Annotated in this window: 25 protein-coding genes, 1 tRNA gene and 2 pseudogenes; 16 read left to right on the top strand and 12 right to left on the bottom strand. The window is 59.0% G+C overall.

Translation table 11 applies throughout. The features are described 5' to 3' along the window. Positions 1-4 precede the first annotated feature (4 nt). The 6 genes from LCH65_RS08690 to queA form a co-directional block, all read right to left on the bottom strand. The gene (locus tag LCH65_RS08690; protein ID WP_002552471.1) at positions 5-544 is read right to left on the bottom strand and encodes a glycine zipper 2TM domain-containing protein; all 540 of its coding nucleotides are present in this window, start codon (positions 542-544) and stop codon (positions 5-7) included. Between the two features lie 108 nt (positions 545-652). Next, positions 653-1,564: a protein translocase subunit SecF gene (secF, locus tag LCH65_RS08685; protein ID WP_003433459.1), complete on the bottom strand. Its 912-nt coding sequence runs from the start codon at positions 1,562-1,564 to the stop codon at positions 653-655. Between the two features lie 9 nt (positions 1,565-1,573). Further along, positions 1,574-3,442, bottom strand: a complete 1,869-nt coding sequence (gene secD / locus LCH65_RS08680; protein ID WP_003433461.1) for a protein translocase subunit SecD — start codon at positions 3,440-3,442, stop codon at positions 1,574-1,576. A gap of 63 nt (positions 3,443-3,505) precedes the next feature. After that, positions 3,506-3,841, bottom strand: coding sequence for a preprotein translocase subunit YajC (gene yajC, locus LCH65_RS08675; RefSeq protein WP_002552468.1), 336 nt, complete (start codon positions 3,839-3,841; stop codon positions 3,506-3,508). Positions 3,842-3,894: 53 nt separating this feature from the next. Continuing rightward, positions 3,895-5,010: a tRNA guanosine(34) transglycosylase Tgt gene (tgt, locus tag LCH65_RS08670; RefSeq protein ID WP_003365111.1), complete on the bottom strand. Its 1,116-nt coding sequence runs from the start codon at positions 5,008-5,010 to the stop codon at positions 3,895-3,897. A 14-nt stretch (positions 5,011-5,024) separates the two neighbouring features. Next, complete coding sequence (gene queA, locus LCH65_RS08665) at positions 5,025-6,089, bottom strand: tRNA preQ1(34) S-adenosylmethionine ribosyltransferase-isomerase QueA (protein WP_096108126.1); 1,065 nt, start codon at positions 6,087-6,089, stop codon at positions 5,025-5,027. A 117-nt stretch (positions 6,090-6,206) separates the two neighbouring features. Here queA and LCH65_RS08660 point away from each other — a divergent pair. From LCH65_RS08660 to LCH65_RS26325, 3 genes are all read left to right on the top strand, one after another. Continuing rightward, positions 6,207-6,291, top strand: a tRNA-Leu gene (locus LCH65_RS08660). 320 nt (positions 6,292-6,611) lie between these two features. Then, positions 6,612-6,995, top strand: a complete 384-nt coding sequence (locus tag LCH65_RS08655; protein ID WP_032609490.1) for a type III secretion system chaperone — start codon at positions 6,612-6,614, stop codon at positions 6,993-6,995. A 59-nt stretch (positions 6,996-7,054) separates the two neighbouring features. Further along, on the top strand, positions 7,055-8,182 hold the full coding sequence (locus LCH65_RS26325) for a T3SS effector HopA1 family protein (protein ID WP_003365117.1): 1,128 nt from the start codon (positions 7,055-7,057) through the stop codon (positions 8,180-8,182). Positions 8,183-8,329: 147 nt separating this feature from the next. Here the strand turns inward: LCH65_RS26325 and LCH65_RS08645 are convergent. From LCH65_RS08645 to hrpL, 3 genes and pseudogenes are all read right to left on the bottom strand, one after another. Continuing rightward, positions 8,330-8,553: pseudogene (locus LCH65_RS08645) on the bottom strand (hypothetical protein); the annotation flags it as partial. A gap of 244 nt (positions 8,554-8,797) precedes the next feature. Next, the gene (locus tag LCH65_RS08640; RefSeq protein ID WP_181013243.1) at positions 8,798-11,104 is read right to left on the bottom strand and encodes a type III effector HrpK domain-containing protein; all 2,307 of its coding nucleotides are present in this window, start codon (positions 11,102-11,104) and stop codon (positions 8,798-8,800) included. Positions 11,105-11,177: 73 nt separating this feature from the next. Beyond that, positions 11,178-11,732, bottom strand: coding sequence for an RNA polymerase sigma factor HrpL (hrpL, locus tag LCH65_RS08635; RefSeq protein ID WP_003365122.1), 555 nt, complete (start codon positions 11,730-11,732; stop codon positions 11,178-11,180). Between the two features lie 242 nt (positions 11,733-11,974). On the opposite strand from hrpL, the gene sctW reads away from it, so the two are divergent. The 13 genes and pseudogenes from sctW to LCH65_RS08570 form a co-directional block, all read left to right on the top strand. Beyond that, complete coding sequence (gene sctW / locus LCH65_RS08630) at positions 11,975-13,081, top strand: type III secretion system gatekeeper subunit SctW (RefSeq protein ID WP_003433466.1); 1,107 nt, start codon at positions 11,975-11,977, stop codon at positions 13,079-13,081. Continuing rightward, positions 13,081-15,168 (top strand): type III secretion system export apparatus subunit SctV, encoded by a 2,088-nt coding sequence (sctV, locus tag LCH65_RS08625; protein ID WP_003365126.1) that lies wholly within the window; start codon positions 13,081-13,083, stop codon positions 15,166-15,168. The genes sctW and sctV overlap by 1 nt, the downstream gene beginning before the upstream one ends. Before the next feature lie 33 nt (positions 15,169-15,201). After that, the gene (gene sctD / locus LCH65_RS08620; protein WP_003365128.1) at positions 15,202-16,176 is read left to right on the top strand and encodes a type III secretion system inner membrane ring subunit SctD; all 975 of its coding nucleotides are present in this window, start codon (positions 15,202-15,204) and stop codon (positions 16,174-16,176) included. Continuing rightward, positions 16,173-17,522: a type III secretion system ATPase HrcN gene (hrcN, locus tag LCH65_RS08615; RefSeq protein WP_003365129.1), complete on the top strand. Its 1,350-nt coding sequence runs from the start codon at positions 16,173-16,175 to the stop codon at positions 17,520-17,522. Before sctD ends, hrcN begins: the two co-directional genes overlap by 4 nt. Positions 17,523-17,524: 2 nt before the next feature. Further along, the gene (locus LCH65_RS08610; protein ID WP_003365131.1) at positions 17,525-17,971 is read left to right on the top strand and encodes a hypothetical protein; all 447 of its coding nucleotides are present in this window, start codon (positions 17,525-17,527) and stop codon (positions 17,969-17,971) included. Positions 17,972-17,977: 6 nt separating this feature from the next. After that, positions 17,978-18,550 (top strand): type III secretion system protein HrpP, encoded by a 573-nt coding sequence (hrpP, locus tag LCH65_RS08605; RefSeq protein ID WP_122267056.1) that lies wholly within the window; start codon positions 17,978-17,980, stop codon positions 18,548-18,550. Beyond that, entirely contained in the window at positions 18,547-19,263 is a 717-nt protein-coding gene (locus LCH65_RS08600; RefSeq protein WP_103735694.1) for a type III secretion system protein, read from the top strand. The genes hrpP and LCH65_RS08600 overlap by 4 nt, the downstream gene beginning before the upstream one ends. Then, positions 19,253-19,654 carry a FliM/FliN family flagellar motor switch protein gene (locus LCH65_RS08595; RefSeq protein WP_003433470.1) on the top strand — a complete coding sequence of 134 codons (402 nt, stop codon included), beginning with the start codon at positions 19,253-19,255 and terminating at the stop codon, positions 19,652-19,654. Before LCH65_RS08600 ends, LCH65_RS08595 begins: the two co-directional genes overlap by 11 nt. After that, positions 19,651-20,304, top strand: a complete 654-nt coding sequence (sctR, locus tag LCH65_RS08590) for a type III secretion system export apparatus subunit SctR (RefSeq protein ID WP_003409078.1) — start codon at positions 19,651-19,653, stop codon at positions 20,302-20,304. Before LCH65_RS08595 ends, sctR begins: the two co-directional genes overlap by 4 nt. Positions 20,305-20,311: 7 nt before the next feature. Further along, positions 20,312-20,578 (top strand): type III secretion system export apparatus subunit SctS, encoded by a 267-nt coding sequence (sctS, locus tag LCH65_RS08585; RefSeq protein WP_003339811.1) that lies wholly within the window; start codon positions 20,312-20,314, stop codon positions 20,576-20,578. Further along, entirely contained in the window at positions 20,579-21,373 is a 795-nt protein-coding gene (gene sctT / locus LCH65_RS08580) for a type III secretion system export apparatus subunit SctT (RefSeq protein ID WP_003433471.1), read from the top strand. It abuts the gene before it with no gap. Then, positions 21,370-22,449 carry a type III secretion system export apparatus subunit SctU gene (gene sctU, locus LCH65_RS08575; RefSeq protein WP_003433472.1) on the top strand — a complete coding sequence of 360 codons (1,080 nt, stop codon included), beginning with the start codon at positions 21,370-21,372 and terminating at the stop codon, positions 22,447-22,449. Before sctT ends, sctU begins: the two co-directional genes overlap by 4 nt. Positions 22,450-22,552: 103 nt before the next feature. Next, positions 22,553-22,765, top strand: a pseudogene (locus LCH65_RS08570) (DUF393 domain-containing protein); the annotation flags it as partial. Between the two features lie 83 nt (positions 22,766-22,848). Here LCH65_RS08570 and LCH65_RS08565 read toward each other — a convergent pair. The 3 genes from LCH65_RS08565 to sctC are packed head-to-tail and all read right to left on the bottom strand — an operon-like array spanning position 22,849 to position 25,504. Continuing rightward, positions 22,849-23,196, bottom strand: a complete 348-nt coding sequence (locus LCH65_RS08565) for a hypothetical protein (protein ID WP_003365146.1) — start codon at positions 23,194-23,196, stop codon at positions 22,849-22,851. A 2-nt stretch (positions 23,197-23,198) separates the two neighbouring features. Further along, entirely contained in the window at positions 23,199-23,402 is a 204-nt protein-coding gene (gene hrpT / locus LCH65_RS08560; RefSeq protein WP_003314144.1) for an HrpT family type III secretion system protein, read from the bottom strand. Next, positions 23,399-25,504, bottom strand: a complete 2,106-nt coding sequence (gene sctC / locus LCH65_RS08555) for a type III secretion system outer membrane ring subunit SctC (protein ID WP_226439301.1) — start codon at positions 25,502-25,504, stop codon at positions 23,399-23,401. The genes hrpT and sctC overlap by 4 nt, the downstream gene beginning before the upstream one ends. Position 25,505: the final 1 nt, after the last annotated feature.

Raw genomic sequence — 25,505 nt, 5'->3', positions numbered from 1 at the left:
GGCGTTACTGCGCCTGACCCAATATCAGCTGACCGTTCTTGTCGACCGGAATCTGGCTACCCGGATCACGCTCCATACGAACCTGACCCACCTTCTCGTTCAGCTTGTACTTGACGTTGTAGCCCACAACCTTGTCGCTCACATCATTGACCGTCGTGCAGCGGTTCTGCGTAGTGGTGTAGGTATCACGCTCCTGCATGCCTTCCTGAACCTTGTTACCCGCATAACCACCACCTACCGCGCCCGCGACTGTAGCGATCTTCTTGCCGTTACCGCCACCGATCTGGTTACCCAGCAAGCCACCGGCAACCGCGCCAATAACGCTACCGACGATCTGATGCTGGTCCTTGACCGGCGCCTGACGGGTAACGGTTACGTCCTTGCAAACTTCACGGGGGGTTTTGATCTGCTGATTGATCGGCTCTACCGCCAATACATCCGCATACTCAGGACCACCCTTGACCAAGCTATAGGTGGCAACGGCGCCGCCAGCAGTCACGACAGCAGCACCTAACACAGCACCAACAAGCATAGACTTGTTCACTTGAACCTCCTGACCAATCGAAACGCAGCATGGCTGCGCAATGCCTAGCCTTGGAGCATAAAAAAAGGCGCGAGTTCAGCACTCGCGCCTTTTTTATGATGGCCGGACCTACGGGAGGTCGTCAGCCTTCTCGACGACCACTGGAGGAATCAGATCCTCGGTGGTCAGGTTCAGCCAGATCAGCACCACGTTGGCGATGTAGATGGACGAGTAGGTACCCGCCAGTACGCCGATGAACAACGCGATGGAGAAGCCTTCCAGGCTGTCACCGCCAAACACCCACAATGCCACGATCGCCAACAGGGTCGAAACCGAGGTGGCAATGGTGCGCAGCAGTGTCTGCGTGGTGGAGATGTTGATGTTCTCGATCAACGAAGCCTTGCGCAGCAGGCGGAAGTTTTCGCGTACCCGGTCGAAGACCACAATGGTGTCGTTCAGCGAGTAGCCGATGATCGCCAGCACCGCCGCCAGCACCGTCAGGTCGAAGGTGATCTGGAAGAACGACAGGATTCCCATCGTCACCACCACGTCGTGAATCAGCGAGACGATCGCCCCGACTGCGAATTTCCACTGGAAGCGGAATGCCAGGTAGATCAGAACACCGCCCAGCGCCATCAGCATGCCGAGGCCGCCCTGATCGCGCAGCTCTTCACCGACCTGCGGGCCGACGAACTCGACACGCTTGACCACTGCCGGGTTATCGGCACCGGCCTTGCGCAGCGCCTCGGCAACCTGGGTGCCCAGTTGCGGGTCTTCACCCGGCATGCGCACCAGCAAGTCGGTGGTGGCGCCGAAGCTCTGTACAACGGCTTCGTGATAGCCCGCCGAAACCAGCTCCTGACGAACCTTGCCCAGATCGGCGGGACGTTCGTAGGTCAGCTCGATGAGCGTACCGCCGGTGAAGTCCAGACCAAAGTTGAGCCCTTTATGGAACCAGCTGAACAACGCCAGTACGGTAAGGAGCATTGTGATGGCGAACGCAACATTGCGAACGCCCATGAAGTTGATGGTACGTAACATGGCAGCCCCTTAAATCCACAACTTCTTGAAGTCACGACCGCCGTAGATCAGGTTGACCATAGCGCGGGTCACCATGATGGCCGTGAACATCGAGGTAAAGATCCCGAGCGACATGGTCACCGCAAACCCCTTGACCGGGCCGGTGCCCATCGCAAAGAGAATGCCGCCGACCAGCAGCGTCGTCAGGTTGGCGTCGAGGATCGCCGTGTAGGCACGATCGAAACCTTCGTTGATAGCACGCTGAACCGTCATGCCGTTGGCGATCTCTTCACGAATCCGCGAGAAGATCAGCACGTTGGCGTCCACCGCCATACCCATGGTCAACACGATACCGGCGATACCCGGCAGGGTCAGTGTGGCACCCAGCAAGGACATCAATGCCAGCAGCATGACCATGTTGAGGGCCAGTGCCACGGTCGCGATCAGACCGAAGAAGCGGTAGATCGCCATGATGAACAGCGAGACGAACAGCATGCCCCACAGGGAAGCGTCGATACCCTTGGTGATGTTGTCGGCACCCAGGCTAGGACCGATGGTGCGCTCTTCAGCGAAGTACATCGGTGCCGCCAGACCACCGGCACGCAACAGCAGCGCCAGCTCGGAAGACTCACCCTGACCATTCAGACCGGTAATCCGGAACTGGCTGCCCAGTGGCGACTGAATGGTCGCCAGACTGATGATTTTCTTGTCTTCCTTGAAAGTCTGCACCGGCACGTCTTTCTCGACGCCATCGACCATCTGTTTGGTGTAGGTGGTGGTCGGACGCTGCTCGATGAAGATCACCGCCATGCTGCGCCCCACATTGCTGCGGGTTGCACGGCTCATCAGTTCGCCGCCGTGACCATCGAGGTTGATGTTCACCTGTGGACGACCATGCTCGTCGAAGCTGGCCTTGGCGTCAGTCACCTGATCACCGGTAATGATCAGACCACGCTCCACCGCCGCTGCCGGACGACCGCCTTCGCGGAATTCGAACATCTCGGTGGTGCCTTTCGAATCATCCGGGCCTGCACCCAGACGGAATTCGAGGTTGGCGGTCTTGCCCAGAATACGCTTGGCTTCGGCCGTGTCCTGCACACCCGGCAGCTCGACCACGATGCGGTTGGCACCCTGGCGCTGAACCAGCGGCTCGGCAACACCCAGCTCGTTGACCCGGTTACGCACGGTGGTCAGGTTCTGCTTGATCGAGTATTCGCGAATCTCGGCCAGCTTGGCAGGCGTCAACGCCATGCGCAGTACCGGGATACCGTTCAGCTCGGCAGGCGTGATTTCGAAATCGGTAAAGGTCTTGCGTACCAGTGCACGCGCCTGCTCACGCTCTGCGTCGTCGGTGAAGCCCAGCTGAATCACATTGCCCAGCTGCGGCAGGCTGCGATAACGCACCTTTTCCTTGCGCAACAGGGATTTGACTTCGCCTTCGTAGACTTTCAGACGTGCATCGATCGCCTTGTCCATGTCGACTTCCAGCAGGAAGTGCACACCGCCGGACAGGTCGAGACCAAGCTTCATCGGGCTTGCACCCAGGTGACGCAACCAGGTCGGCGTGGTACGCGCCAGGTTCAGTGCAACGACATAGTCGTCACCCAACGCCTTGCGCACGACATCCTTGGCTGGCAACTGATCTTCCTGCTTGCTCAGACGCAACAAACCGCCCTTGCCATTCTCGGCCAGAGAAGAAGCCTTGACCGAGATGCCGGCATCGGCAAGCGCCTTGGCTGCACGATCCACGTCCGCCTGATTGACTTGCAACGCAGTGCTTGCGCCGCTGATCTGGATGGCAGAATCATCAGGGTAGAGATTGGGTGCGGAATAAATAAAACCGACCACCAGCACCGCCAGGATCAGTACGTATTTCCACAGAGGGTATTTGTTCAGCATCACGCCGCCCGCTTAAAACGCGGGGCGCCTTGCGCGCCCCGTCGATGGGTAAAAAGTTGTTGCTCAGATCGCTTTCAGGGTGCCTTTAGGCAGAGTGGCCGCGATGGCGCCCTTCTGGATTTTCAGCTCAACGGTGTCAGACACTTCGATGACCACGAAGTCATCGGTCACTTTGTTGATCTTGCCCGCGATACCGCCACTGGTGACAACTTCGTCGCCTTTCTGCAGGTTGCCCAGCAGGTTTTTCTGCTCTTTGGCGCGCTTGGCCTGTGGACGCCAGATCATCAGATAGAAGATGACCAGGAAGCCGACCAGGAAGATCCACTCGAAACCACTGCCCGCAGGACCGGCAGCCGGTGCAGCAGCATCCGCAAAAGCGGGAGAGATGAAAAAGCTCATTTGTCGCTCCAGTTACATAATTAGTATAAAAAGCAGGAAAAACTCGTTCTGTTTCAACCCAGAGGCGGCGTTGGAAGACCGCGTTTGGCATAGAAGGCATCGACGAAGGCGGCCAATGTACCCTGTTGAATAGCCTCGCGCAAACCAGCCATAAGCAGCTGGTAGTGCCGCAAATTATGGATTGTATTGAGCATGCTCCCCAGCATTTCCCCGCACTTGTCCAGGTGATGCAGATAAGCGCGCGAGAAGTTCTTGCAGGTGTAGCAATCGCAGGTCGGGTCCAGCGGCGAATTGTCGTGGCGATGGAACGCGTTACGGATTTTCAATACACCGGTATCGGTGAACAGATGGCCGTTGCGGGCGTTGCGGGTGGGCATCACGCAGTCGAACATGTCGACGCCACGGCGCACACCTTCGACCAGATCTTCCGGCTTGCCTACACCCATCAGGTAACGAGGTTTGTCTGCCGGCATGAGGCCTGGCAGGTAGTCCAGCACCTTGATCATCTCGTGCTTGGGTTCGCCCACCGACAGACCGCCGATCGCCAGACCGTCGAAACCGATCTCGTCCAGGCCTTCCAGCGAGCGCTTGCGCAGGTTCTCGTGCATCCCGCCCTGAACGATGCCGAACAACGCGGCAGTGTTTTCGCCGTGGGCGATCTTGGAACGCTTGGCCCAGCGCAGCGACAGCTCCATGGAGACCCGCGCTACATCTTCGTCGGCCGGGTACGGCGTGCATTCGTCGAAGATCATCACGACGTCCGAGCCCAGATCACGCTGAACCTGCATCGACTCTTCCGGCCCCATGAACACCTTGGCACCATCGACCGGCGAAGCGAACGTCACGCCCTCTTCCTTGATCTTGCGCATGGCGCCCAGGCTGAACACCTGAAAGCCGCCGGAGTCGGTCAGAATCGGCCCCTTCCACTGCATGAAATCGTGCAGGTCGCCGTGGCCCTTGATGACTTCGGTACCCGGACGCAGCCACAGGTGAAACGTGTTGCCCAGAATCATCTGCGCACCGGTGGCCTCGATATCACGCGGCAGCATGCCCTTGACCGTGCCATAGGTGCCCACCGGCATGAACGCCGGGGTCTCGACCACACCACGCGGAAAGGTCAGGCGACCGCGACGGGCCTTGCCGTCGGTGGCCAGCAATTCGAAAGACATACGACAGGTGCGACTCATGCGTGATCCTCTGGTGCCGATTCCTGTGGGGCCGTCGGCTCGGGATTGCGGGTGATGAACATCGCATCACCGTAACTGAAGAAGCGGTAGCCGTGCTCGATGGCCGCAGCATAAGCCGCCATCGTCTCGGGATAACCGGCGAACGCCGAAACCAGCATCAACAGCGTGGATTCAGGCAAATGAAAATTGGTCACCAAGGCATCGACCACGTGAAACGGCCGGCCTGGATAGATGAAGATGTCGGTATCGCCGCTGAACGGCTTCAGTTCGCCGTCACGCGCGGCACTCTCCAGCGAGCGCACGCTGGTCGTCCCGACGGCAACCACTCGCCCGCCCCGTGCACGGCACGCGGCCACAGCGTCGACCACGTCCTGGCCAACTTCCAGCCATTCGCTGTGCATGTGATGATCTTCGATCTGCTCGACGCGCACCGGCTGGAATGTACCCGCGCCAACGTGCAGCGTGACGAACGCAGTCTCGACGCCCTTGGCGGCGATCGCCTCGAGCAGCGGCTGATCGAAATGCAGGCCGGCAGTCGGTGCAGCCACAGCACCCGCACGCTGCGCGTATACGGTCTGATAACGCTCGCGATCCGCGCCTTCATCCGGACGGTCTATATAAGGAGGCAACGGCATATGGCCGACACGCTCCAGCAACGGCAGCACTTCTTCGGCGAAGCGCAGCTCGAACAGCGCATCGTGCCGCGCCACCATCTCGGCCTCGCCACCGCCGTCGATCAGAATCGACGAGCCAGGCTTGGGCGACTTGCTCGAACGCACATGCGCCAGCACACGATGGCTGTCCAGCACGCGCTCGACCAGAATCTCCAGCTTGCCGCCGGAGGCCTTTTGCCCGAACAGACGTGCGGGAATGACCCGGGTATTGTTGAACACCATCAAATCGCCCGGGCGCAAATGCTCGAGCAAATCGGTGAATTGACGATGTGCCAGCGCGCCCGTCGGCCCATCGAGGGTCAACAGACGACTGCTGCGACGCTCGGCCAGCGGGTGGCGAGCAATCAGGGAATCGGGGAGTTCGAAGGTAAAGTCGGCGACGCGCATGATCGGGTTCGTTTAGCAGGGCCGGGAAGTTTATCCGGTTTGACGGCATTAGTAAAAAACCTGCGTAAATCCCTGTTGACCAACAGAAAACTCATCCTTATACTTCGCCGCCATTGAGCCCTGATGGCGGAATTGGTAGACGCGGCGGATTCAAAATCCGTTTTCGAAAGAAGTGGGAGTTCGATTCTCCCTCGGGGCACCACCTTTAAAAAAGACCTTGAAATTCAAGGTCTTTTTTTTCGTCTGGTGGAAAGTGCCTTGATCCAATCCTCGCTCTTCCGCCTCTTTCTCGGAATAGAGTGCTAAACGTCCAGCAAAGCCTTCCTGCATTAAACATTCGTCGTTACACACATACCTTCGATGAGCAGTGGCCGAAGACCTCCAAATGCCGCTCCCCTACTCACTTGAACCTTTCGAAACGTAAGCACTGACAGGGCGTCTGCCTGACGTTTCTGTACGCGCATGGAACCTTATCGGGAAAATTTGCCACCCACCCGACAAATCCACAGTGGCGAACCGATTATGAGTAGCCTTTTCTACAAAACGTTGCTTGATGACTTTTCAAGATGCATGGAGATGCCCGCCTTGGCGTTTGACGATAAGGGTGCGTGCAACATGATCATCGACAAGGCATTCGCTCTGACGCTGTTGCGCGACGACACGCATCAACGTTTGTTGCTGATTGGTCTGCTTGAGCCACACGAGGATCTACCCTTGCAGCGCCTGTTGGCTGGCGCTCTCAACCCCCTTGTGAATGCCGGCCCCGGCATTGGCTGGGATGAGCAAAGCGGCCTGTACCACGCTTACCAAAGCATCCCGCGGGAAAAAGTCAGCGTGGAGATGCTGAAGCTCGAAATTGCAGGATTGGTCGAATGGATGAAGTGTTGGCGAGAAGCCCGCACGTGACCGCGCTTTCAATCTTCCGACGTATTTCAACTACTCTTGCTTAGCGTAAGGAGCTTTTAGTGAACCCTATCCATGCACGCTTCTCCAGCGTAGAAGCGCTCAGACATTCAAACGTTGATATTCAGGCAATCAAATCCGAGGGTCAGTTGGAAGTCAACGGCAAGCGTTACGAGATTCGTGCGGCCGCTGACGGCTCAATCGCGGTCCTCAGACCCGATCAACAGTCCAAAGCAGACAAGTTCTTCAAAGGCGCAGCGCATCTTATTGGCGGACAAAGCCAGCGTGCCCAAATAGCCCAGGTACTCAACGAGAAAGCGGCGGCAGTTCCACGCCTGGACAGAATGTTGGGCAGACGCTTCGATCTGGAGAAGGGCGGAAGTAGCGCTGTGGGCGCCGCAATCAAGGCTGCCGACAGCCGACTGACATCAAAACAGACATTTGCCAGCTTCCAGCAATGGGCTGAAAAAGCTGAGGCGCTCGGGCGCGATACCGAAATCGGTATCTACATGATCTACAAGAGGGACACGCCAGACACAACGCCTATGAATGCGGCAGAGCAAGAACATTACCTGGAAACGCTACAGGCTCTCGATAACAAGAAAAACCTTATCATACGCCCGCAGATCCATGATGATCGGGAAGAGGAAGAGCTTGATCTGGGCCGATACATCGCTGAAGACAGAAATGCCAGAACCGGCTTTTTTAGAATGGTTCCTAAAGACCAACGCGCACCTGAGACAAACTCGGGACGACTTACCATTGGTGTAGAACCTAAATATGGAGCGCAGTTGGCCCTCGCAATGGCAACCCTGATGGACAAGCACAAATCTGTGACACAAGGTAAAGTCGTCGGTCCGGCAAAATATGGCCAGCAAACTGACTCTGCCATTCTTTACATAAATGGTGATCTTGCAAAAGCAGTAAAACTGGGCGAAAAGCTGAAAAAGCTGAGCGGTATCCCTCCTGAAGGATTCGTCGAACATACACCGCTAAGCATGCAGTCGACGGGTCTCGGTCTTTCTTATGCCGAGTCGGTTGAAGGGCAGCCTTCCAGCCACGGACAGGCGAGAACACACGTTATCATGGATGCCTTGAAAGGCCAGGGCCCCATGGAGAACAGACTCAAAATGGCGCTGGCAGAAAGAGGCTATGACCCGGAAAATCCGGCGCTCAGGGCGCGAAACTGAAATCGGGGCTAAATAGCTGACACACTCACTGCCCTTATTACCTGTGTGGTCCTGAGATAGATTTATACCTGTTTCACACTTAAAACGCTCGATGCACCGCATCGGGCGTTTTCTATTTCAGGGGTGTTTAGCAGTTCATTAAAAGCCGGAACAGTACTGAGCGCCGCAGCCTGAATGCTGAATCAGCCTCTGATCGGTTTTTTGCTCTCCAACCGCTTTCTCCGGAGCCTTTATCACCGACTGGGTAGAGGGCGATGAGTGGTCTTGTGATAAGCCCGTTGGCGAGGAACCTGCTCGCGCGCATCACGAATGAGGATAAACAGACGGTCTCTGCCTACGCACGACAACGCAGGAGCAATCAATATGAAAAAGCCCGCTCACCGCGGGCTTTTGAATTATTTTTGAGTAGGTGCCTGATGGGTCCGAACGCGACACTGGATAAACTTGCCAACCGCTGCCTATGGGCAACGTGTTCCTCAACCTCGGCATCAACATGCCAATACTTTCCTGGCAAGTAAAAAACCCTAGGATTGAAGACGGGCGGAACAATACAAGCACCTCATACACAGCACAAGAGGAAGAGGCTTGAAAAAGAGTTCAACCTCTTCCCTGCTATCAATGCGCCCTGTCAATCCCGAACTGATCCAGCACCGGGTCAACGTTATGATCAAACGCCTTCTGTGCCTTGTGCTTTTTGACTGCGTCGATAATCGCCGAAATACCAAAACCCAAAGCCATGGCGCCGTCGATGGCCCAGCCGATCACCGGGATTGCAGCGCCCAGCGCTGCGCCTGCGGCAAGTCCTGTGGCTTCGCCGGCAACCAGGCCGACAGCGCGGCCGATCATCTGTCCGCCCAGACGACCAAGGCCGGCGGACGCCTCGCGGCCCATCATTTTCGCGCCGGTGTCTATGCCGCCCTTGATTGCCTCCGCACCCAACCTGGAGCTGTCGACGATGCTCTGAGCCGCGCCCAGCTTGTCGCCGCTGGCGAGCCTGTCAGACACTGACGCGAAGCCCATGACCGAATTGAATGCCTTGCCTCCGATACCTTGCTCGGCGAGCTGCTCGGCCAGCGAAGGGCCACCCTCTTCATCGGTCTTGCCCTCCAGCAACTTGCGGCCTTTTTTGGAGTTCTGCAGTTCGGACAAGGTGCTGGCCGTGTAGCTCTCACGCTCACCATTAACGAAATCAGCGGGCAGCACGCTTTCATACGCCGCTTTCTGGTTATCTGCGGTTTGCAGAGACTCACCGGCGTCAGACTTTTTCTGGCCAAGCAGTTGTTTCAGAGCGCCCCCCTCGCTGAAGTTGCGAACGTAGGAATCGGCAATCTTCGTTTGCACTTCATCAGGCTGGTTGTTGAATACTTGCTGGGCAGTGGGCACCTGGGCATCGGGAAACAGGTCTTTTTGCAGTTGCAGTTGAGCCGACAGGCCGGTGATGGCGCCGCTGTAATCGGGGTCGGGGTTGTGTTTGTCGACGGCCTTGTCTGCGGTTGCCAGGTCGGTTTGCAAGGCCTTCCCGCTGTTGACGTTTTGAGCCTGCTCAGTCACGGCCTTCTGCAGCGCCGAATCGCTGCGAACCAGGCTGCGCTCCTGTTCGGGAATGCTTTTGTTGAGGTACTCCTGAACGTCGGGATCGGCTTGCAACTGAGCGATTCGCTCGTTAAGGCCCGCCTCGGTCTTCTCGGTATTGCGCAAATCCCGCCCGGCTATCACGCTCTGCTGAGTCTGCTGCAACTTGATCATCACAGCGGCCTTCTGCGCGCCGGTGTAAGCCTTGGGCTTCTCGAAAACCTGGGCGTTGAGTTTGCTGATATCGATACCGGCTACCGAATTCAACGTCGCGGCGTCGCTGAGCATGCTGGCGAACTGGCCACCATTTTTGGGAGCGCTCTTTCTGATCCACTCGCTCATATTGGACGCATCGAACACCTGGTCGGGACTATGCGCAGCCTTCTTGCGCCCGGTCAGACCGGCTTCATCCACCTGGCTGAGGAAGCCCGCCTGCGACCACATGTTGGACGACTGTTTGAGCGTACCTGACAACCCGGGGTTACTTTTAATCAGCGCTTTCAGACCCTCGGCGCTGACATTGCCATCGACATCGGTCTTGTCCGCCGCCCCGACTGCATGATGAGGGTCGGCAGCCGTGGCCAACGGCATATTGGCGCGCATCACCGCTGCGCTGCGCACCATTTCAAGGGATTGAGGATCGGCGCCGGGGTTGTCTTCCATGTACTTGGCCACGTCTTTGTCGGCATTGTCGGCCGCCTTCTCCATGTTTTTGGCGAACGCCTTGAGGTCTTTGTTGGTGATTTTGCCATCTGCATTACCGCCGTCCTTGCCGACGTCGACCGCCGTCTTCAACGCAGGATTGGCATTGATGAACGCCATCGCCTTTTCGGCGTTGGGGCCATTCTCTCTGGCCATCCAGGCTGCGGCGATGGGCCGGTTGAGTTCTTTGGCGGCCTGCTCGCGCTCTTCGGGCGGCAGGTTGGCAACCATCGGTTCCCAGCGCTTGAGCGCCTCGGGCGAAGAGTATTCGGAGTTATCGAGAAACGCTGCATCGGTCGCGCTCGGTGCATTCGCCGGGTTGGAGGCCGCCGTGGGTGACGCGCTCGCGGTTGACGAGACCGACGTCATCGGGGACACCTGATCACTGTCCTGATCGACGCTTGAGGTACTTTCGCTACTGCTGCTGCGAGTCAGCAGACTCATCAGCGATGAGCCGCTTTGCTCGGTTCCCGAAAAGGACGATGGGCTGTCGTTGGCCTGGCCGAACTGTACAAAAGCCTGACCACCACCTGCGCCGCTCTGCGTGAGCGAGGCTTTGGCCAATGGCGTCTCAGCAGCCAGTTCGCCAGAGGTGGGTTGATTCACGATGCTGCCGAGGGCAGGACTGGGAGAACTGGATATACGCATGGTTGCCATCCAAGTGGTGAGGGATGGCAACTGTGTGGTTTTGCGTGCGAGTTGGTTCCAGACAGATAACCACTCAGGCAAACGGGTCTATCTGTTGCTTGAGCTGCACCCGTGCCCGGGACAACCGTGAGCGGACGGTGCCGATCGGGACACCCAGCGTGTTGGCGGTTTCCTGATAATTGCCGTCCATTTCCAGCGAAACTTCCAGGACCTTCTGCATGTTCGTCGGCAAGCAATCGATGGCCTCTATGACACGTGCCAACTGCCGGTGCCCGTCTACCTGATGAGTAATATCGCCGTGCCATTCCAGATCGGTATGGACGTCGTCTTCCCAGCTTTCCTGATAAGGCTGGCGATACATTTTGCGGAAGTGGTTGCGGATCAGATTCAGTGCAATGCCACACAACCAGGTTTGCGGTTTGCTGGCGTGCTGAAACTTGTGCTCATTGCGTAACGCTTCGAGAAACACACACTGCAGGATGTCATCCACATCATCGGCGTTCTTTACCCGCTTCTGAATGAACGCCCTGAGCATCTGGATCTGATCGGCCGTCAATTGACGAATACCAGCGGACGAGGATGGTTTGCGTGGTTCGGTTACATCAAGGATCACAAGATTCGGGAGCATGGGCTTGCCTCATTTGATGGAGTGCAAGCCCTATAGCGATAACCATGCCAGCCAAAAAATATTTATAAGCATTTGTTTTATAAGACTATTTTAAAATTTGAAATTCTTTGAAATACATTTTTTTGCGCAACACGGTTTTTGGCTCTGCAGCTTTTGGCACAAACGCATAAGCCTTCGGCACCAGGGAACCGAACCGCGTCAATGACCCACTCAGCGGTCATGACCAGGCCCAGAATCGTCCTATGAAAATCGTCGCCCCGCCTACATTACCCATTCGTCCGGTAGCGCCAATCCGCGCCATCACACCGGCTGCGCGAGCGATTCCCGGCAGCGGGTCGCCTGATGAAAAAGGCACCTCGTCACTGCAGGTCTCGCGCTTCGCCGCAGCGCTGGTGCAGCACAGCCGGATACTGCGTGAGCGAGAGCTGATCGCGAGCAGGAACGCGCTGCAGTCGCGGGCCGTCAAACTGGGCGAGCTTTATCAGTTGCTGATGAGCACCAGCGACACCGGGCTGGATAACGCCGCCAGATTGCTGCGCAAAAAACTGCTGCAGGACAACGACGCCGATCTGGAACAGGTTCTGGAATTCGCTGACGGCGACGCTGCCAAGGCTCACGTGGTGTTGCAGGCAGCGCGCAAACAGGCAGAAGACGATGGGGCTGAAGAAGAATATGCAGCGCTGACCCAGACGCTTAAACATCTGCGCCGCCGATTCGGTCCGCGCGCCCGCGCCGGTATCAATACCGCAAGAGCCTTCGGGCGCCAGAACATCGATAACAAGCGCCGCACTGCCTTGCGCAATCTGTATGGCGTAGCGGTGTCGGGACAACCCAACGTCACGGGTTTGATCGAAGCCCTGATTGGCGAGCAACAGGAACCCGGCGAGTTCGACCTGAACCTGCGCGACATGCGTAGAGCCATCGCCGACGATCTTTCGGCGATTACCCCGTCGGCTTCCCATGAACAACTGCGCACGCTGATGCATGGCCTGACCACCGCGCGCCATGTCACTACGTTGCTGCGCGGTTGCGAACACCTGCTGGGACGCATGCGCAAAAAGAATCCCAAACTGACCGTGGACCCTCCGGCCTTCCTCAAACACATGCTGACCCTGACGGCCAATGGCATGAACGTGAATCAGACCTTGCAGCTGACCCAGCACATCGGGGGCAACAAACTCGAACACCAGTTGGCGTTTCTCAATGGCCTGCGGCCGATGCTGATGCAACTGCCGATCCTGCTCTGGCGGGACCTGAAAAGCCGCCAGGCCGCGCTGAATAATCTACTCACGCTGATGGCCGAGCTTACGCATAAGGAACAGAAGCAACTATACGAGGGGCTTGCCTGATGAACCGGGTCATCAACTTTCTGAACATGGTCGCGCTGTCGGCCATGCGCCGCTCGGAACTGGTCGGTGCGTTTTTTGTGATCGCCATCGTGTTCATGATGATCACGCCGCTGCCCACCGGGTTGATCGACGTGCTGATCGCCGTGAACATCTGTATTTCCTGCCTGCTGATCATGCTGGCGATGCACCTGCCAAGGCCACTGGCGTTCTCGACCTTCCCTGCCGTGCTGCTGCTGACCACGATGTTTCGTCTGGCCCTGTCGGTTTCCACCACGCGGTTGATTCTGCTCAACCAGGACGCCGGACACATCGTCGAGGCGTTCGGGCAGTTCGTGGTGGGCGGCAATCTGGCGGTGGGTCTGGTGATCTTCCTGATCCTGACGGTGGTCAACTTTCTAGTGATTACCAAAGGCTCGGAACGGGTCGCCGAAGTCGGTGCGCGTTTTACCCTGGACGCGATGCCCGGCAAGCAGATGTCCATCGACAGTGACCTGCGTGCCAACCTGATCACCGTCCACGAGGCCCGCAAACGACGCGCTGAACTGAACAAGGAAAGCCAGTTGTTCGGTGCGATGGATGGCGCCATGAAGTTCGTCAACGGCGATGCGATCGCCAGCCTGATCATCGTTGCCATCAACATGATCGGCGGCATTTCCATCGGCGTGCTGCAACACAACATGGCGGCAGGCGACGCCTTGCAGCTGTATACCGTGCTGACCATCGGTGACGGCCTGATCGCGCAGATTCCTGCGCTGCTGATTTCCGTGACCAGCGGCATGATCATCACCCGCGTGCCCAACACCGAGGCGGGTGTGGAAGCCAACATTGGCCGCGAGATCGCCGAGCAGATCACCAGCCAGCCCAAGGCCTGGATCATCGCCTCGGTGGCCATGCTCGGCTTCGCGGCCCTGCCGGGAATGCCGACCGGTGTTTTCATTACCATCGCGATCATCTGCGGTGCCGGTGGACTGCTGCAGTTGCAACGAGCAAAACCCAAGGCCGATGAGCAACGTACAGCCGCTGTGGCGCCAGAAATGAACGGCAAGGAAGACCTGCGTACTTTTTCGCCCAGCCGCCAGTTTGTGCTGCAATTCCACCCCGGTCAGGACAGCGCACAGATCGAAGCGCTGGTCAGCGAAATACGCAAGCGCCGCAACCGTCTGGTGGTGCAGTACGGCCTGACCCTGCCTTCGTTCATCATCGAGCATGTCGATGACATTGCCCCGGACGAGTTTCGCTTCACCGTCTATGACGTACCGATGCTCAAGGCCACCTTCACGCAGAGCCATGTCGCCGTGGAAGCGCGCCAGCTGGAAGGCGAAAACCTTCCAGCGGCCATCCCGGGAAATACCGACCGCCAGGAAGATCAATGGGTCTGGCTGCCTGCCGAGCAGTCTGGCGAATTGAACCCGGTCAGTTCCACGACGCTGATCATCGAACGCATGGAGCGTGCATTGCAGTCCTGCGCGCCGCAGTTCATCGGCTTGCAGGAAACCAAAGCGATCCTCAGCTGGCTGGAGTCCGAGCAACCGGAACTCGCTCAGGAAATGCAGCGGGTCCTCACCCTGACGCGCTTCTCGGCCGTCCTGCAACGCCTGGCCTCGGAGTGTGTGCCGCTGAGGGCGATCCGGGTCATTGCCGAAACCCTGATCGAGCACTGCCAGCATGAACGCGATACCAATGTGCTGACCGACTATGTGCGCATTGCGCTCAAGTCGCAGATCTACCACCAGTACTGCGGTGCCGAAGGCCTGCAAGTGTGGCTGCTCACGCCGGAAAGCGAGGGGTTGTTGCGCGATGGCCTGCGCCAGACGCAAACCGAAACATTCTTCGCGCTGAGCAACGAGACCAGCCAGATGCTCGTGCAACAGCTGCACATTGCCTTCCCGGTACGAGCTCCCGAACAGGCGGTTCTGCTGGTGGCACAGGATCTGCGCAGCCCTCTGCGTACCTTGTTGAGGGAGGAGTTCTACCATGTACCCGTACTATCTTTTGCGGAAATCAGCAACGCGGCCAAGGTCAAGGTCATGGGTCGATTCGACCTTGAAGACGATCTCGAGCCGCTGGACAACGAGCACGCTGCCTGAGCCTGCAAGGCCTGAATGCACGGAGACTTTCAGATGTTTGAATTACGCGTACTGAATGGCCAGCACCAAGGCGCGGCATTACCGCTGATCGGTGAGCAATGGTCGATTGGCTCTGCCGGGCAACACGATCTGGCGCTGGACGATGCGGGCGTGGAAAGCCTGCATTGCCGCCTGCAACGTGTCGACGACAACTGGACACTGAACGCTGAACAAGGCGCGGTCTGCGACGAACAGGGCAACGCCCGGCCGAGCATCGACCTGACGCTCAATAACGCTTTCATGCTGGGTTCGGTGTGGCTGTGCGTTTCGCCTGCGGGCGATGAGTGGCCCTCGGTGCCCGCCGTGCTTCCCAAACAGCCCGAGGCCGAATCCGGGCCGGCACACAACGATGTGCCGCTGGAGAAGGTCAAGTCCCGCTCGCAATTTCTCAACCGCACCACGGGCATCATCGCCGGGCTGCTGGTGGGCGTCATCGGCAGCGCCTGGAGCCTGACCCGCCCGCCTGCTATTGCGATGGATCAGAGCCCGGCACACCTGGCTGCCGCCACAACAGAGGCCTTGCCCGATACGCCCAAGGCACCAGCCAGGGCTGCAAACCCTGTGACCGACAAACGCATACGCCTGAGCAACGCGGATGCCGTCCGCCATCAGTTAAGCACCATGCTCAGCGACCGCCTGCTGACTGACATCAGCGTGGAAGAGACGCCCGACGGGCTGATCCTCAACGGCGATCTGAAAGAAGAATCGCTGCTGGTCTACCAGCGCATGCTTCAGCGCTTCAAGGCGCTGTATGACTCGCCGGTAACCGTCCTGGACAACGTGGGCAGCAATCGCAACACCCTGCCCTTTGTGGTGGTTCAGATCATGACCGGGCCGCATGCGCATCTGGTGACTGCCGACGGTCGACGTGTTTACGTAGGTGACGAAGTGGATGGCCTGCGCCTCACCCGAATCGATAATCAGCGTCTGCAATTCGACGGTAATCGCCATATCGAGGTGAACTGGTGAATGCAGCACTGAACCTGTGGAAAGACGCGCATGCCAAGCGTTTGAGCCAGTATTGCGCGGTGCGCGTCATTGGCCGGGTCAGCGCCGTGCGCGGGATTCTGCTGGAGTGCAGGATTCCATCGGCCAAGGTCGGCGATCTCTGTGAAGTGAGCAAAGCCGATGGCTCGTTGCTGCTGGCCGAAATCGTCGGTTTCACCCAGGAATGCACGCTGCTCAGTGCCTTGGGCCCACCCGACGGTATTCAGGTGGGCGCGCCGATCCGTCCGCTGGGCGTGGCACACCGGATCGGCGTCGATGACAGCCTGCTCGGCTGTGTACTGGACGGTTTCGGGCGGCCACTGATGGGCGATTGCCTCGGCGCTTTCGCCGGCCCCGAAGACCGCCGCACGACTCTGCCGGTGATCGCCGACGCCCTGCCGCCGACCCAGCGACCGCGCATCACCCGGGCTTTGCCCACCGGGATACGCGCCATCGACAGTGCGATTCTGCTCGGTGAGGGCCAGCGTGTCGGGCTATTCGCCGGTGCGGGCTGCGGCAAGACCACACTGATGGCCGAACTGGCGCGCAACATGGATTGTGACGTCATCGTTTTTGGCCTGATCGGCGAACGGGGTCGCGAGTTGCGCGAGTTTCTCGATCACGAACTGGACGAAACCCTGCGCCGCCGCTCGGTGCTGGTCTGTGCAACTTCCGATCGTTCCAGTATGGAGCGCGCCCGCGCTGCGTTCACTGCCACCGCCATCGCCGAAGCCTTTCGCGCCCGTGGCCAGAAAGTGCTGTTGCTGCTCGACTCCCTGACCCGCTTCGCCCGCGCGCAACGGGAAATCGGTATTGCCTCGGGCGAACCACTGGGGCGCGGCGGTCTTCCGCCCTCGGTGTACACCCTGCTGCCACGGCTGGTGGAGCGCGCCGGGATGAGCGAGAACGGTTCGATCACCGCGCTTTATACGGTGCTGATCGAACAGGACTCGATGAACGATCCGGTCGCCGACGAAGTGCGCTCATTGCTCGACGGACACATCGTACTGTCGCGCAAGCTGGCCGAGCGCGGGCACTACCCGGCTATCGATGTGTCGGCCAGCATCAGCCGGATTCTGAGCAACGTCACCGGTCGTGAACATCAACGGGCGAACAATCGCCTGCGCCAGTTACTGGCCGCCTACAAACAAGTGGAAATGCTCCTGCGCCTGGGTGAATACCAGGCCGGGGCCGACCCGGTCACCGACTGTGCCGTGCAACTGAACGAAGCCATAAACGCGTTCCTGCGCCAGGACCTGCGTGAGCCCGTGCCGTTGCAGGAAACCCTGGACAGGCTGCTGCAACTCACCTCTCAACTGCCGGAGTAGCCATGGACGAACCACTGGAAGACGACCCGCAACAGGTTGCTCTGCATCAGGTGATCGGTCTGCTCACGCCACTGCGTCAACATCGTCAGGCCAGTGCCGAGCGGGCTCATCGCCAGGCGCAGTTGGAACTGAAATCGATGCTCGACCACTTAGCAGAGACCAGGGCGTCGCTGAATCAGGAACGCGAAAACCACAAGCGCCGCCGAGAGAGTCTGTCCCATGCGCATTTGCAAAGAACTCTCAGCCTGACTGATGTAGACGGCTGGCACGAAAAGGAAAGAACCATGCTCGACCGCCTGGCTTACATCCGCCAGGACGTGCAGCAACAGCAAATGCGAGTAGCTGAACAACAGGCGTTGCTTGAACAGAAACGGCTGCAAGCCAAGGCGTCTCAGCGCGCGGTCGAGAAACTCGCCTGCATGGAGGAGACGCTCAACGAAGAAGGTTAAGTGACGATGACCGCACCGATCAAAACCCCCGCCAAAGCGCCACCCGCGCCGAGTGCGCCGCCAGCCGCCTCGCGCCCCCTGCCTTCGCGGCGTCAGCCCGCGAGGTTCGATGACCAGCCGCCAGCCTTTACCGGTACGCCTCGGAGCGATGCGCAGAAGGTTCGTTTCGCGCTGAACCGTTCAGTGACCGACAGCCCGATGAGCGCCGACGGCATGTTCTTCTCGCAACTGCTGATACCGCAGGTAGGCGAAGAGCCGGATCAGCAGGGCTTCGGAGGCAGCGGTGTAGCCTTCTCCGCACAGTCCGAAAACGTACCGACGCAGTTGATCGACGAGCTGGCTCAGCGCTTGCCCGACCAGCCGGACGGTCCGCTGGCATTCAGCCTGCTCATGCCCAATCTGGGGAGCGTGCGGGTCAACGCCAGCAAATCCGAAAACCGCTGGAATATTCAACTGGGGTTTGGTCGGCGTGACGTTCTCAAGCGCTTGCAGGGCCAGGCCGGCGCATGCCGGGAATCGCTGGCACAGGCGCTCGGTCAGGACGTCGAACTGGACATGCATGAAGACTTCACAGCATGAGCGCCCTGCGTCTGCGCAAGGTCGACGCTCTGCTGGCCCAAGCCACACGCGCACTCGGTGCCGGACGGCGCCTGGGCTTCAGCAGCCGCGGTCAGCACGCCGAACTGAGCCTGCTACCGCTGCTGGAAGACGCGCGGATACCGGCAGACGGTGTCTGGTTGAATACGGCGGTCGGCCCCTTGTTGCTGAGCGATGCCGAAGCGTTGCTCAGCCTGCTGGGCGAAGTGCCCTTCACGCTTGGCGGCGAGCATCAGGGCTGGTACTGGCAGTTGTTCAACCAGCGCCTGAGCCCGGTGGTCGCCGACCTGCTGGCGCCTGTTGCGCCGTTTTCCGACACCCCGACCGAGCTGGCCATCGGCTGCCGCGTTCACGTGAGGCTGGGCAGCGAGCGACTGGATACCCGCCTGCACGCCGCACCCGCCACCCTGCTCAGGCTTCTGGGTTCGGCTGACTGGCAGGTCTTGAATCGTAACCTGGACGAATCCTGGTCGGTGTCGACGCCGCTGATCGTCGGCGAACTGTCACTGACCCGGGAACAAATCGCCTCGCTACGCCCCGGTGACGTGGTGCTGCCCGCCCGCTGCCGCTTCGACAGCGCCGGACAAGGGTCCGTGACACTCGCTGGCCGTCAATGGGCGGCCCGCACCGACCAACAGGAACAGCATCTTTTTCTGCAGCTCAGTCATGAGGAGCACAGTCACCATGAGTACTGAAGATCTGTATCAGGACGACGTCGAGATGCTCGACGACTATGAAGAACCGGTGCCTGAACAGGCTGATCAGCAACAGCGTGACGACGAATACGCCGAGCACGCATTCGGCTACGCGGACAGCGACGCGGAGCATGAAGAGCAGTCGGGAGACCATAATGAATCGCCGATGCTCGATTCACTGGAGCTGGACCTGACCTTGCGCTGCGGCGAGCTCAGATTGACCCTTGCCGAACTGCGTCGACTGGACGCCGGAAGCATTCTTGAAGTCAGCGGCATCGCGCCAGGCCACGCCACGCTATGCCACGGTGAGCAGGTGGTTGCCGAAGGCGAACTGGTCGACGTCGAGGGCCGCCTCGGTTTGCAGATTACCCGGCTGGTGGCGCGCTCATGATCATGGAGGGCGTCAACCCGATCATGCTGGCGCTGTTTCTCGGCTCGCTGTCGCTGATCCCGTTCCTGTTGATCGTCTGCACCGCCTTTCTGAAGATCGCCATGACGCTGCTGATCACCCGCAACGCGATCGGCGTTCAGCAAGTACCGCCGAACATGGCGTTGTATGGCATCGCCCTGGCCGCGACGATGTTCGTCATGGCCCCGGTGGCGCACGATATACAACAGCGGGTCCATGAACATCCGCTGGAACTGAGCAACGCCGACAAACTGCAGAGCAGCCTCAAAGTGGTCATCGAGCCGCTGCAACGCTTCATGACACGCAACACCGACCCGGACGTCGTCGCCCACCTGCTGGAAAATACCCAGCGTATGTGGCCCAAGGAAATGGCCGATCAGGCCAACAAAAACGATCTTCTGTTGGCGATCCCGGCCTTTGTGCTGTCGGAACTGCAGGCCGGTTTCGAGATCGGCTTTCTGATCTATATCCCCTTCATCGTCATTGACCTGATTGTCTCCAACCTGTTGCTGGCACTGGGCATGCAGATGGTCTCGCCGATGACACTGTCGCTGCCGCTCAAACTGCTGCTGTTCGTGCTTGTATCGGGCTGGTCGCGTCTGCTCGACAGCCTGTTCTATTCCTATATGTGAGGCGGTCATGGAAGCGTTGGCGTTGTTCAAGCAAGGCATGTTTCTGGTCGTCATCCTGACCGCCCCGCCGCTGGCCGTTGCGGTGCTGGTGGGTGTGGTCACCTCGCTGCTGCAGGCACTCATGCAGATTCAGGATCAGACATTGCCCTTCGGCATCAAACTGGGGGCCGTCGGACTGACCCTGGCCATGACCGGCCGCTGGATCGGCGTCGAGCTGATCCAGTTCATCAATATGGCCTTCGACCTGATTGCCCGCTCCGGGGTCAGTCACTAAATGCCCTTCGACGCGCACAGCGCCTTTCAATTCATGCTGGGCATGGGACTGGCAATGGCGCGGCTGATGCCCTGCATGCTGCTGGTGCCAGCCTTCTGCTTCAAATACCTCAAAGGCCCGTTGCGTTATGCCGTCGTGGCGGTGATGGCGATGATCCCGGCACCGGCCATCACCCGGGCTCTGGAGTCCCTCGACGACAACTGGTTCGCAATCGGCGGCCTGCTGATCAAGGAAGCGGTACTCGGCACCCTACTGGGGCTTTTGCTGTATGCGCCGTTCTGGATGTTCGCCTCGGTCGGCGCACTGCTCGACAGCCAGCGCGGTGCGCTCAGCGGCGGCCAGTTGAACCCGGCGCTGGGCCCTGACGCCACGCCACTGGGCGAATTGTTTCAAGAAACCCTGATCATGCTGGTCATCCTCACCGGGGGGCTGTCGCTGATGACTCAGATCATCTGGGACAGCTACAGCGTCTGGCCTCCGACGGCCTGGCTGCCAGGCATGAACGCTGGCGGCCTGGATGTATTTCTGGAGCAGTTGAACCAGACGATGCAGCACATGCTGCTGTACGCCGCCCCCTTCATCGCGCTGCTGCTGTTGATCGAAGCAGCGTTCGCGATCATCGGCCTGTATGCGCAACAGCTGAACGTTTCGATCCTCGCCATGCCGGCCAAGAGTATGGCCGGCCTCGCGTTTCTGCTGATCTATCTGCCGACGCTGCTGGAACTGGGCACAGGTCAACTATTGAAGCTGGTTGATCTGAAGTCGCTACTGACACTTCTGGTGCAAGTGCCGTGAGCGAAAAAACCGAAAAGGCCACGCCCAAGCAACTGCGTGACGCGCGGGAAAAGGGTCAGGTCGGGCAGAGTCAGGACCTCGGCAAACTGCTGGTGCTGATGGCTGTCAGTGAAATCACCCTGGCCCTGGCTGATGAAAGCGTCAACCGCCTGGAGGCGCTGTTGTCGCTGTCCTTTCAAGGTATCGACCGCAGCTTTGCCGCCTCGGTCGAGTTGATTGCCAGCGAAGGATTCTCCGTACTGCTCAGCTTTACCTTGTGCAGCGTCGGTATAGCGATGCTGATGCGTTTGATCAGCAGCTGGATGCAGATCGGCTTTCTGTTCGCGCCCAAGGCGCTGAAAATCGATCCCAACAAGATCAACCCGTTTTCCCACGCCAAACAGATGTTTTCCGGGCAAAACCTGCTCAACCTGCTGCTCAGTGTGCTCAAGGCCATTGCCATCGGCGCGACGCTGTATGTGCAAGTCAAACCTGTGCTGGGTACCCTTGCAGTGCTGGCCAACAGCGATCTGACGACCTACTGGCACGCGTTGGTCGAGCTGTTCAGGCATATTTTGCGAGTGATATTGGGGCTGCTGCTGGCGATCGCCATGATCGACTTCGCCATGCAGAAATACTTCCATGCGAAAAAACTGCGCATGAGCCACGAAGACATCAAGAAAGAGTACAAGCAATCGGAAGGCGACCCCCACGTCAAAGGCCATCGTCGGCAACTTGCCCAGGAGATCCTCAATCAGGAGCCCAGCGCTGCGCCCAAGCCGGTGGAAGACGCCGACATGCTGCTGGTCAACCCGACCCACTATGCGGTGGCCCTGTATTACCGACCAGGCGAAACGCCTCTGCCTCTGATTCATTGCAAAGGGGAAGACGAGGAAGCCCTGGCATTGATTGCCCGGGCCAAAAAAGCCGGCATCCCGGTGGTGCAAAGCATCTGGCTGACCCGCACGCTGTACCGCTCCAAGGTCGGCAAATACATCCCCCGCCCCACCCTGCAGGCTGTCGGCCACATCTACAAAGTGGTTCGGCAACTGGACGAAGTCACCGATGAAGTGATTCAGGTCGAAGTCGAGCTGTGATGGCTGTTTAGCCATACGCGTACCCTTCCAGCCAAGTGACCTCAACCGACGTTATCTCGCGGTCGTCGAAGCCTGCATGAATCACAGACAGAGTCATACCGGGTCATACAGGGCTGCATTGCCCATTGTCGGCCTGGATGTCGGGGCTGCGCCGTAGCCATGGCGCTTGACCAGGCCGCTGCTTGATCTCGGCTATGGTCTTTTTTATCGCTGGCGTCCGCAGTTGGCCTGGTCGTCCCATCCTGATGGCAGTGCTCGCTGCCGGGGTGACAGCTGTGCAGTGTCGAAAACCGACCGAGCTCCGCATGACCAGTAACTGCCTGATGCTTTTGGATTGCATCTGCGCAAAAAAAGACCGCCCCAGATGGGGCGGTCTTCTTTTCACGCGGGTGTTATCTCCTAAGCCAGATGATCCAGGCCTGCCAGTATCAGCTCGTTTCGCCGGATATCATCCAGGTTGGTGACGGCATAGGGGGCGTCGCTCACCGCGTGCCACACCACGAAATCACGCCGCATATCCAGGAACAGAAAGTAGTCATTGAATCGTTCGGCTTGTGAAAACCTCAGTTGCAGCGCCTCTCTGAGTTGTTCGGGACGCAGCGCTCGACCCTCGATGTGCAGCGCAATGCCCCAGTCATGATGCTCGCGCCGGCTGACGAAAGACACTCCGTTTGCCACCGGCCAGACCGCAGGACTCTGCGCCGCAACGTTGTAGTAGAACGCTGTTTTCTCCTCGACCTCGATCATGTCTAGTCCCTTAACTTCACGACGGTGTAATCACGCTCGTGGTCCTGGTCGTCAAGACCGTCACGCATGTCCGGAGGCCACCAGATGACCAGTTCGCGGCTGGTGGAGTCCGGGCGTTTGCAGGCAGTTCCCGAACAACCGTGGGTGGCGCACCCGGTCAGGGTAGCGAACACCACCAACACGACTGCAACGCTGCTGATCTTCATGGCTTTGCCCCCCGGAGCAGTGATGGCCGGCTCTCTTTGGCCATTTTCGATATCTGTGGCTGACGTACCGCGATATACACTTCGCTTTCCTCGCCCGGTTGCAGCCATGCATGGGGCCAGGCGGCGACGCCGATGACCCAGCGACCACCGCAGCGACTCTCGTCGATCCGCACCGGTTTGTCGGTATTGTTGCGCGCGACCACGACAGCCACACCCCAGTCCTTGCGGGCATACCATTGCGAGCGCTGGCCATCGAGGCTCAGGCCCTGGCCCGGGTCACACAGGCTGTCGGTTTCAAAGGGCAGTGTTTCGCCATCATGCATGCCCTCTGGCGCAGCGCCATCAACCATCTGCGTGAAGACTTTCTGAATGTCGCCACGGGTAGGCAGCTCAGCGCCGTCACGCCGTTCCTTGATCCTTTTCATCTGATCATCGACGTCGTGAGGGTTGCCGTTCTGCACATAGCGAGCCGGGTTGACCTGATCGCCAATCAGTCTTGGCGTCAGGATGAACAGGCGCTCGCGCTGGCTCAGTTCACGGCTGCGTGACTGGAACAGCAGCTTGCCGATGTAGGGAATGTCGCCCAGCAACGGAACCTTGTGGACCTTGTCGTTGGCTTCAAGACCATGGAAACCACCGATGACCAGCGAACCGTGCTCGGCTATGACGGCCTGGGTACTGACATTGCCTTTGCGCACACTTGGCTGCGTGTCATTGATGTCGGAGATGTCGATCTGACCATCTTCGATATCGACGATCAGTTGCACCTGAGGCTTGCCATCGTGATCCAGCGAGCGCGGAGTCACCTGCAGACTGGTGCCTGCGGTGATGGGCTCGATATTGGCCACGCGTTCCGAGGTCGCGGTGAGGTATTCGGTGCGACTGAAGTCGATCACGGCCGGCTGGTTTTCAAGGGTAAGAATGGACGGGTTGCCGATCACCGACGCCGAGCCGTTACCTTCCAGCGCATGCAGTTCGGCGGCGAACTTGCCGGCGTTCTGAATGAACAGGGTGGAGCTGGTGCCAGCGTCGAACATGTTGGCGCCCCCGTTGACACTCCCGGCATTGAAGTTCCAGCGGCTGGACAGTTCTGCCAGCTCGTTGCGATCGATGTCGAGAATCACGGCGTCGATTTCGATCAGGTTGCGCGAAACATCCAGCTCTTTGATGAGCTTTTCGTACATGGCCTTGCGCGAGGGCAAGTCGTAGATCAGCACGGCATTGTTACGGACATCGGCGGTTACACGGATGTTGGCCCGCCCGCCAGAGCGACTTTTTCCACTGCTTTTGCTGCCGCCGCCACCATAGTGCAGCACCTGATCGAGGCCCTGCTCCAACGCATTGGTATCGAGGCCGCTGGAGCTCATTGGCAGACTCGGAGCGTCCGGGCTGCCACCGCCCGCCAGACCGTTACCGCGACCGCCTCGCCCCAGCAGATCCATACCATTGATGGACCCGCCATGAGAACGGGTATCCAGCAAATCCTGGAGAATGCTGGCGACACCGGCGACCACCAGTTGTTGATCGCGATAGCGAATGGTGCGGTCCGCAGCACTGGCGTACTTGAGCGGAAATACGATGACGTCCTGCTTGTCGCCCTTTTCCGGCGCTTCGACTTTCTTGCTGTAATCGCGCACCAGTTCCACATATTTTGCCGGGCCGCGAACCAGAACCACGCCTTCGTTCGGCAATACCCCCCAACCGAAGCGCTTGTCCAGCAGCCCCACATCGGTCAAGGCAGTCTGCAGGTCATCCACCGCGTCGGAGGACACTTCGATGCGTGCCGAGGTGTGCTCGCTGGAGGGGCTGACGTACAACGTGTCGTTATACACAAACCACTGGAAGTGATATTCCTGGCCCAGACGGTCGAGAAACTCTTCCGGACTCTGGGCGCGTATCCGGTCATCGAGGACTCCCGGGATGGGCGGCATGTCCAGCGCCATGCCGAATTCCTTGGCGAAGTCGGCCAGCGCTGTCGCCAGCTCGGTCTGCCGGGCATCGTAGGCGTAAGCCGTATGTTTCCAGGCTTCGGGGGTCACCGCCCACGTGGCGGGGGACAGCCCGATCAACAATAAAGGCAACCACATCAAGGCCTTGCGCATT

Source organism: Pseudomonas sp. MWU16-30316, from assembly GCF_020515645.1.
Lineage (GTDB): Bacteria > Pseudomonadota > Gammaproteobacteria > Pseudomonadales > Pseudomonadaceae > Aquipseudomonas > Aquipseudomonas cerasi.
Note: the sequence above shows the minus strand (reverse complement) of the source record. Positions and strands in the feature narration are given on the sequence as shown.